General features: G+C 46.7%; 4 protein-coding genes and 3 pseudogenes. 4 read left to right on the plus strand and 3 right to left on the minus strand.

Annotation, left to right across the window (positions count from 1 at the left end):
* The first annotated feature begins 369 nt into the window (after window positions 1–369).
* The 4 genes and pseudogenes from BG74_RS12610 to BG74_RS20355 form a co-directional block, all read left to right on the plus strand.
* Complete coding sequence (locus tag BG74_RS12610) at window positions 370–513, plus strand: hypothetical protein (protein ID WP_187202540.1); 144 nt, start codon at window positions 370–372, stop codon at window positions 511–513.
* Window positions 514–1,125: 612 nt separating this feature from the next.
* A pseudogene (locus BG74_RS19390) lies at window positions 1,126–1,834 on the plus strand (SDR family NAD(P)-dependent oxidoreductase).
* Between the two features lie 689 nt (window positions 1,835–2,523).
* On the plus strand, window positions 2,524–2,727 hold the full coding sequence (locus tag BG74_RS02810; RefSeq protein ID WP_066596548.1) for a YbdD/YjiX family protein: 204 nt from the start codon (window positions 2,524–2,526) through the stop codon (window positions 2,725–2,727).
* Window positions 2,728–2,743: 16 nt separating this feature from the next.
* A pseudogene (locus BG74_RS20355) lies at window positions 2,744–3,017 on the plus strand (GTP-binding protein); the annotation flags it as partial.
* A gap of 2,077 nt (window positions 3,018–5,094) precedes the next feature.
* On the opposite strand, the gene ychF reads toward BG74_RS20355, so the two are convergent.
* The 3 genes and pseudogenes from ychF to BG74_RS16170 all read right to left on the minus strand — a co-directional run.
* The gene (gene ychF, locus BG74_RS02815) at window positions 5,095–6,186 is read right to left on the minus strand and encodes a redox-regulated ATPase YchF (RefSeq protein ID WP_066596454.1); all 1,092 of its coding nucleotides are present in this window, start codon (window positions 6,184–6,186) and stop codon (window positions 5,095–5,097) included.
* 116 nt (window positions 6,187–6,302) lie between these two features.
* On the minus strand, window positions 6,303–6,887 hold the full coding sequence (gene pth, locus BG74_RS02820; protein WP_066596456.1) for an aminoacyl-tRNA hydrolase: 585 nt from the start codon (window positions 6,885–6,887) through the stop codon (window positions 6,303–6,305).
* A 775-nt stretch (window positions 6,888–7,662) separates the two neighbouring features.
* Window positions 7,663–7,944 (minus strand): annotated as a pseudogene (locus BG74_RS16170) (ribose-phosphate pyrophosphokinase); the annotation flags it as partial.

Genomic DNA, 7,944 nt, shown 5'->3' on the forward strand with positions numbered 1-7,944 from the left:
TGAAAAAACTGTCTCTGGAGTTGGGCGGCAATGCGCCGGTACTAGTTTTCAACGGGGCTGATATGGATTAGGCGGCGGCGGGGATCATGGCCGCGCCAAGTTTCGCAACAGCGGTCACACTTGCGTGTGCGCGAACCGTATTTATATGCAGCGGGGAATTACCCAGCGTTGGTGGAAAAACTGCAGGCTTCGCATGCAGGAGCTTAACATGTGGCCCGGAGACAAAGCCTTATATGATCCAGGGATAGATTGATGCATCGGCGGTGTCGCCCAGGCGATCGCCAAAGTGCGCGAGCATATCGGATGCCTTGGGCGGGACCTTTTTGAGCCGACCCCAATCGACGATGTAAGCGCGACGATGCATTTCGCGTGCGAAGAAACCTTTGGTCCCGTGGCGTTGCTGTTCCCCTCACCGATGAAGCGGTGGTTATCCAGATGGCCAACTATATCGAATTTAGTCTGGCGGCGTGCATCTTTCGACGCCACCAAACCCGCGACGCCAGCCGCCAGTAGCGGGTGCTAGAGGCGTGTAATACGGCATAATGGGTATCAATGCTAGCTTGATTTCCAATGAGGTCGTCGCGCTGCTCGTCGGCGTGAAACAATCCGGCCTCAGGAGTGAGGGATCGCGCTTTGATATCGAGGAGTACCTGGAAATAAAATACTTATGCGTGGCCGTGGATTCTCCACGCTAACGCTGGCGACCTCATAGCGACGGCGGCTGCCTTTCCAGGGTTCGGCTGGCCTATTGGATTGGTTATCCCCTATTGTTTGGCTGATTGATTGCGCCGGTAATGTTACCTTGGTTCGGTCGGTAAAGCAGGCCGATGTTACGCTGCCGACCCCTGGCCTCTGACTCCCATCATGCCACCTTATTTTCCCGTCTGGCTGTCCTACCGCTTCTGATTGCCTTGATAATGTGTGTAGCTCTTCGCAAGGGACAAGCGCGATCCGCCGGCGCCTAGCGATGAGTCAGATGGATTGGTAAATACCAACGCCGTCTACACACGGGTTGTCATATATGGGAATTGCTGCTCAGCTAGGAAAATAAAACCGCAAAAGGATTGTCTACCCATCATTTTTGTCGCTCCTTTTGGAGCTACCCTATCAGTGAAGGAGAATAAGATGGAGAGGAAAACGCTGTTATTGACTGGGGCGAGCTGCGGGATTAGTCATGCGACGGTCAAGCATTTTAACGCGGCGGGCTGGCGCATTTTTACTGCTTCACGCCAGAGTTAGGTGGAAGAGTGTCCGTGGGCGGAAAAGATGCTTAACTATATTCATCTCGATTTGGAGGATATCGATGGCGTTGCGGCAGCGCTCCCGGGGATTAAAGAAAAGCTGGGCAGGCGGTTGGATGCGCTGGTCAGCAATGCCAGTATTTCGCCGAAAACGGAGGACGGCTGCCGTCTCAGCGTGTTGAATACCGACTATGTCACCTGGCTGAGGGTGTTTAATGTTAACCTATTTGCCACCGCGATGCTGGCACAGGGGCTGTTCAACGAGTTGCGAACGGAGGTGGGGAGCATTATCAACGTCACGTCCATTGCCGGATCGCGGGTGCATCCGTTCGCTGGTGTCGCCTACGCTACCTCAAAAGCGGCCTTGTCAGCGCTGATGCGCGAGATGGCGTTCGATTTTGGTCATCATGGGATCCGGGTCAACGCTATTGCGCCGGGGGAGATCCGATACTGCTATTTTGTCCCCCGGTACGCAGGACATCATCGAGCGGCAAGTTCCTCTGCAGAGGCTGGGCCGACCGGAGGAGGTGGCCTCGCTGATCTACTTCCTTAGCACGCAGAGTGCGTCTTACGTTAACGGCGCCAAAGTTTAGGTCAACGGTGGACAGCATGTCTGAACTCTCCCCCAGAGAGAGTGAGGGCTATGTTTCTTGGCGTTGAAGGGTCGTGTGCACTAGCACTTTCCCCGCGCATTGAGCATTCCACAGGGATCTCTCGGTCGGCGTTTGTGCGCCGTTGCTGTTTCCTCAGTTGTTCTACTACCTTACTGCATCCGATCGGTCTGACTACGATTGGCCGAAGCAAGACTTGTATCATCACTAATGTTTCGTGCGTTGCGCAGCCCTTACGCTATCGATTTTCACGCGCGCGACGTTGCCGGGCGTCAGTCGTGAGATTCCCTCTCGGTCGCTGTCAGCAAGCTCGTCCCACCATGCTGGTAGAGCTGTTTACATTCCGGTCGCCGNCGTCGGCAGATCGGCCGGTGCTAGCCGCTGATTTTACCCATCGTTTTATGCAGCAATTGCCGGTATAATATGTAATAAAAAAACATATTCTATCGTCATGGCTTGGCGCCTGCCAGAAATGAGGTCTGGCGCCGTTGTCTGCGCGCTCCGTCGTCTCCCTGCCAGTCGAAAGGATAAGCCAGTTAAATAGGTCAAACTATTACCCGCAAATATTGCGTAGGCTGATGTGCCTGTTACACTGTGCGCGCCAGAGCTATCTTATTCCCCGCCGGCGTCGTGCTACCACGATGCCGGCGGACATTATCAGGAAGCAGCAGATGTTTGAAAATTTAGGCCAGGAAGGGGAATACTTGGCACAGGCCACCAGAATGCCGGTAAGTGTCCAGGAATATGATCATTATGTCGAACACATGTACACGCAGCATCCCGATACGCCGACGATGAGCTATAAAGAATTTTTCCGGGAACGTCAGGAAGCCCACTGTGGCGGAAGCGGTGAAGGCGGCTTCCGCTACTGCTAAACGACAAGACTGCCCTATGAATCATCCTATTCCCGCCACTATCTTTTTCGGCGCAGGCAAAAACCACGCTGCTAAGTTATCTCCTCGCCCGCTCCGCACGGCGAATAGATTACAGCAATTGAAAACAAGTTCGGCGCGCTGGCTATTGATGACTGTTTACTAGAAGAGAGGGCACAACGCGGGTGACCACGCTTAGCAATGGCTGTATTTGCTTCACCAACGCTAACGAACTGGCCAAGGCGTTACGCGCGTTGCTACAAGGGGCAGATACCGGCACGCTGGCCTTCAACTGAGTGATTATCGAGTTTACCGGTATGTAGGATACCAGGCTGATAATTCATACTTTACTACTACCTTAAGACCAGGGACGTTGTATGCCACATTACCGCTTGCGGTATTCCCCTGCGGGGTTATAACTGAAAGTAGCACGTATTGGGCATCCATTTATTATATTATCTCATTATATTTCCTTATTGGGCGGGACATCAAGTTCATTCGAGATTTATGACGAAATTATTTAACTATAACAAGGGGAGATATTCTTGACAAAGGATTTTTTATTTGTTTGACTACTTACAGGCCTCTAGGAAGGATTTTCTTTTACAATAAATATTGTTATTCCTATAATGGATGTTAATTCTTTTAAGGGAATAAACCCTAATCAATATAAGCTATGTATTGCTGCACATATTGAAATCCATGCAAGCTATCGGTAGTGCTAGGTAGGAATTGAATTAGCATGCCTTATAATTATATATTCCATACTTTTTACGTAGCAAGGAATTATTTTATACAGTGGGAGTGTGGACGACACGATATTCTTAGGAATGGAGTATTTTTCAGATGATAATAATAATCTTAACCAGCGTTGCATTAAGAAAATATTTCATCAATAAGAAATGTTATCTATAATAGATAGAAATTCCATGGTAAGAGAACATAATTTATTATGTTTAATATTTTTTATACTTTATAAGATTTTTTATTCAAAAATCACTATTTCATTATGCATTAGAAAATGCAACTATACGTTTTTATATAAAGTTGGCACACGAGTTATTTTTTTTGTTTGCGAAGTTCAAATACTTTATTTCAGTGGGCAGATGAATATTTATTGAAGTGATAGCATCAGATGCTAAATCAAGACTTGTTAATTTTGAAGATAAATTATTAGGAGTGTTTTAGAACATATTCTTAGCTAATATTAAGCAATGCATTTTTTCAGATAAATTTTGTTGCAAAGCTACAAGACTATTCTCACTGGCGTTCAATTTTTCCAAGTTTAAAGGCAGGTTTTCAGGAAGTTTCGTAAGTTTATTCCCAGGATATTCAATTCCTTTATATTTATAAATAATCAAGAAGAGTTATAAGTGATAGATTACTAAGTTTTAATTTTTTATCTTTGCTGGAAAAAATCAATAATAACTCAACGGAAATGTTATTTCATCCCCTCCAAACGGTTTACCCCTCCATTTATTCCGAAGAGAAATCATACTTATTTATTCGTTATTATTTTAATAATATATATATTATAACTATACCAAGTAGAATTAAATTCTGAGTATATATTATAATTCAATTAGTTAAAGGTAATTTTTAAGTAAGTTAGCGTTAGTTATACTTAGCTTGCGATTTTATCAGTTAATGCTGTTCTCTCTTTATATATAAATATATTATAATTATTTGATATTAAAAATATAATTTTGATATCATTTTTATAATACATGAAATTATATTATTAATATTATTTTTAATATTAAAATGTATTATATTTACACTAAATTAATTTTTATATTTGTTAAAATATTATATTAAATAACTATTTTTGAAAAATATCAGGAGGTGGTTGAGAGTGTGGAATAAATCTTGCTAGATATATCGATATTTTATTAACAATTAAAGTTGCAACTAAAATAGACGAAATTTTAACATAATTATTTTATAAAAAATGATTTCTGCAGAGAGCTTGTCTATAACATATGATGGTTATCTTTTTTTATTGCCATCAGAGTAGGAAATATTGCTTTCTGCAATGATGAACGAACGTATTGAAATTACGCAATCACTGAGAACAATAATCCTGCACTCGCTTCCACGCCTTATTTAAGATTCAATTCAACGGGTTCAACAACCGCCGGGAACATCAATAATGGTCTTGTGAATATGATTGAGGTTGGAGATTTGCAGTGGCAAAAATAGATGCACTTCCCTGCATTGTATTTTGGCGGCGCTTTAATGAGATAAGCACAGATGTCAGCTTCGTCAGTAACAGAAAATCCACGCCAACGCGTGGATTTTATGAGAGTCATCGGGCTTCTTCATGCACATTGCTGAACCTGGGATGGGCCAAGACACAGCCTAAGCGAGTTAAACGTTAAATAAAAAATTCATCACGTCGCCGTCTTTAACTACATACTCTTTTCCTTCGGAGCGCATTTTACCGGCCTCTTTGGCGCCTTGCTCTCCTTTATAGGTAATGAAATCGGCAAAGGAAATAGTCTGGGCGCGAATAAAGCCCTTCTCGAAATCAGTGTGAATTTTGCCGGCCGCCTGCGACGAGGTGGCGCCTACCGGGATGGTCCAGGCGCGTACTTCTTTTACCCCGGCGGTGAAATAAGTTTGCAGACTCAATAACTCATATCCGGCGTGAGTGATGCGGTCCAAGCCTGGCTCATTAAGACCCAGTGCCGCCATGAATTCATCACGCTCTTCTTCGTCGAATTCGGCGATATCAGATTCCAACGCAGCGCAGATCGCAACCACAAAAGACCCCTCGGCAGCGGCGATCGCACGTACTTTGTCCAGGTAAGGGTTATTGTCAAAACCGTCTTCACTCACGTTGGCGATATACATCATCGGCTTTAGCGTCAGAAAGCTGAGATAGCGAATAGCGCTTTTCTCATCGCTCGACAGATCCAGCGTGCGCAGCATACCGGAATCGCTCAGGTGAGGAAGACACTTTTCCAGCGCCGACAGCTCCAGCTCGGCGTCCTTGTCACGACTCTTAGCGCGTTTTTTCACCCGGTGAATGGAGCGTTCACATGCTTCCAAATCGGATAGGGCCAGCTCAGTGTTAATGACGTCGATGTCTTCCTCTGGATCAACTTTTCCTGCTAAATGAATGATATTGTCGTTTTCAAAGCAGCGCACGACATGGCAGATCGCTTCGGTCTCACGGATATTGGTCAGAAACTGGTTGCCCAATCCTTCCCCTTTAGACGCACCTTTCGCCAGACCGGCGATATCGACAAACTCTATGGTGGTCGGCACGATACGCTGAGGTTTTACGATTTCCGCTAGCTGATCTATGCGCGGATCGGACATCGGAACTACGCCGGTATTGGGCTCGATAGTACAAAATGGGAAGTTCTCCGCTTCGATGCCCGCCTTGGTCAGCGCATTAAACAGGGTGGATTTGCCCACATTAGGCAACCCGACAATACCGCATTTGAAACCCATGGTAATCTCACCTTATATAGCTATATTGTTATCCGGTTAAATGCCAATTCCGGCAATAAGATCATCCTAACCGCTCATTATACACAGAATCTACTCATTAACTCGACGCCTGGCATTTAACCTGGCCGGTAAGCATGCAGGCGGTTCATAGCTTTCTCGGCACCTTGGGTAATCAGGATCTCCGTACAGCGCACTGCTTCATCGATAGCGCCATCGATCAACTGTAGTTCCGCCGCGGGCGGTTTGCCTAGCACAAAGCCCACGATTTTTTTTTTGTCTCCGGGATGGCCAATGCCGATGCGCAGGCGGTGGAGTGGGGGATTGTTGCCCAGGCGGCTAATAATATCTTTCAAGCCATTGTGGCCGCCATGACTGCTACCTAGCTTCAGCCGGGCGCTGCCGGGAAATAGATCCAATTCGTCGTGCGCCACCAGGATTTCCTCAGGGGCGATGTGGTAAAAGGTAGCCATCGCCGCCACTGCTTTCCCATTGAGATTCATAAAGGTTGTGGGGACCAGCAGGCGGATATCGTTGCCGCCAATGGTCAGACGGCCGGTGTAGCCGTAAAATTTGCTTTCGTCTTTTAACGTTTTCTGGTAGCGCTCTGCCAGTAACTCGACATACCAGGAGCCGGCATTGTGGCGGGTTAGGGCGTATTCTGTGCCGGGATTGGCCAGGCCTACAATTAATTTGATCGTCACATCTTGCCCTCATCTCGCAGTTTACGCGTTAGTTTACTCCGCCGGGGCAAGGATTTTCAAATCAACGACCAACAGGTCGGCGAACCGTCTCGGATCGCGCTGATTTGTGTCATTACTACAAGGTGAAGGATCAACTCTGGCTATACGTTAATCAGTGAAAGGAATAGTTAGCGAAAGGAATAATGCTGAGCAGGGCGTCTATACAGACAATCAGGATGTGTAACATGAGACGTAAATCAGCAATGCTGGTTGGCACAATAGCTTCATGGGTGAGGGGATAATACTGATATTTGCAGTATCGCCATATTGGTGCTCAATCGACTGCCCCAAATCCACATGCCCGATCTGATGGCCATCGGTAGCGTATTATGGGAATCTTTGTCAGCGGGCTGTGATGGCTCGCAGGCGCTCGCATGGGCGGTCACGAGGAAATTTCAGGAAGGTGCTAGTTTAATACACACTGCCGAAAAAAACCAGAAAGCCCGGCCCGCTATATTAAACCCGTAGTGCATGGGGATGGCGGATAGATTTGACGCTGCAGAACGACGACCATAACACGTTTCTTGCCTGAATAGTAGTTTCTCTTCTGTGCGGCTCGTCGCCGCGCTAGACTTTACCTTACCTGTGCTGCATTCTAGCAATGGTCAAGCTTAAGTGAATTTTGCGTCGGGAGCTAAAAGTTTGTGCTTTACAACGAACCGTGTCGAATCGCAATAGTTCAGCTAACGGTGATGACGCCGCCGCGCGCCACGGAGCGGGCAGCGCGACAGACTAATCAATGCTCGAACATCGCCGAGATGGATTCTTCGTTGCTGATGCGGCGGATTGCTTCCGCCAGCATGCCTGACAGCATTAACGTGCGCACATTGGGCAGCACCTTGATGGCCGGATCCAGTGGGATGGTATCGCAAACAATCACTTTATCGATCACCGAGTTCTTAATATTGCTAAAGGCGTTTCCTGAGAAGATCGGGTGCGTGGCATAGGCGAAAACCCGCTTGGCATCCCGTTCCTTCAACGCTTCTGCAGCTTTGCACAGGGTGCCGCCCGTATCGAT

Origin of the sequence: Sodalis-like endosymbiont of Proechinophthirus fluctus (genome assembly GCF_001602625.1) — a bacterium.
In the GTDB taxonomy this organism is placed as follows: Bacteria; Pseudomonadota; Gammaproteobacteria; order Enterobacterales; family Enterobacteriaceae.

Excerpts from the sequence above, each read along its gene's own strand:
- BG74_RS02810 (WP_066596548.1), top strand. The coding sequence starts at position 2,524 with ATGTTTGAAAATTTAGGCCAGGAAGGGGAATACTTGGCACAGGCCACC.
- ychF (WP_066596454.1), bottom strand. The coding sequence starts at position 6,186 with ATGGGTTTCAAATGCGGTATTGTCGGGTTGCCTAATGTGGGCAAATCC.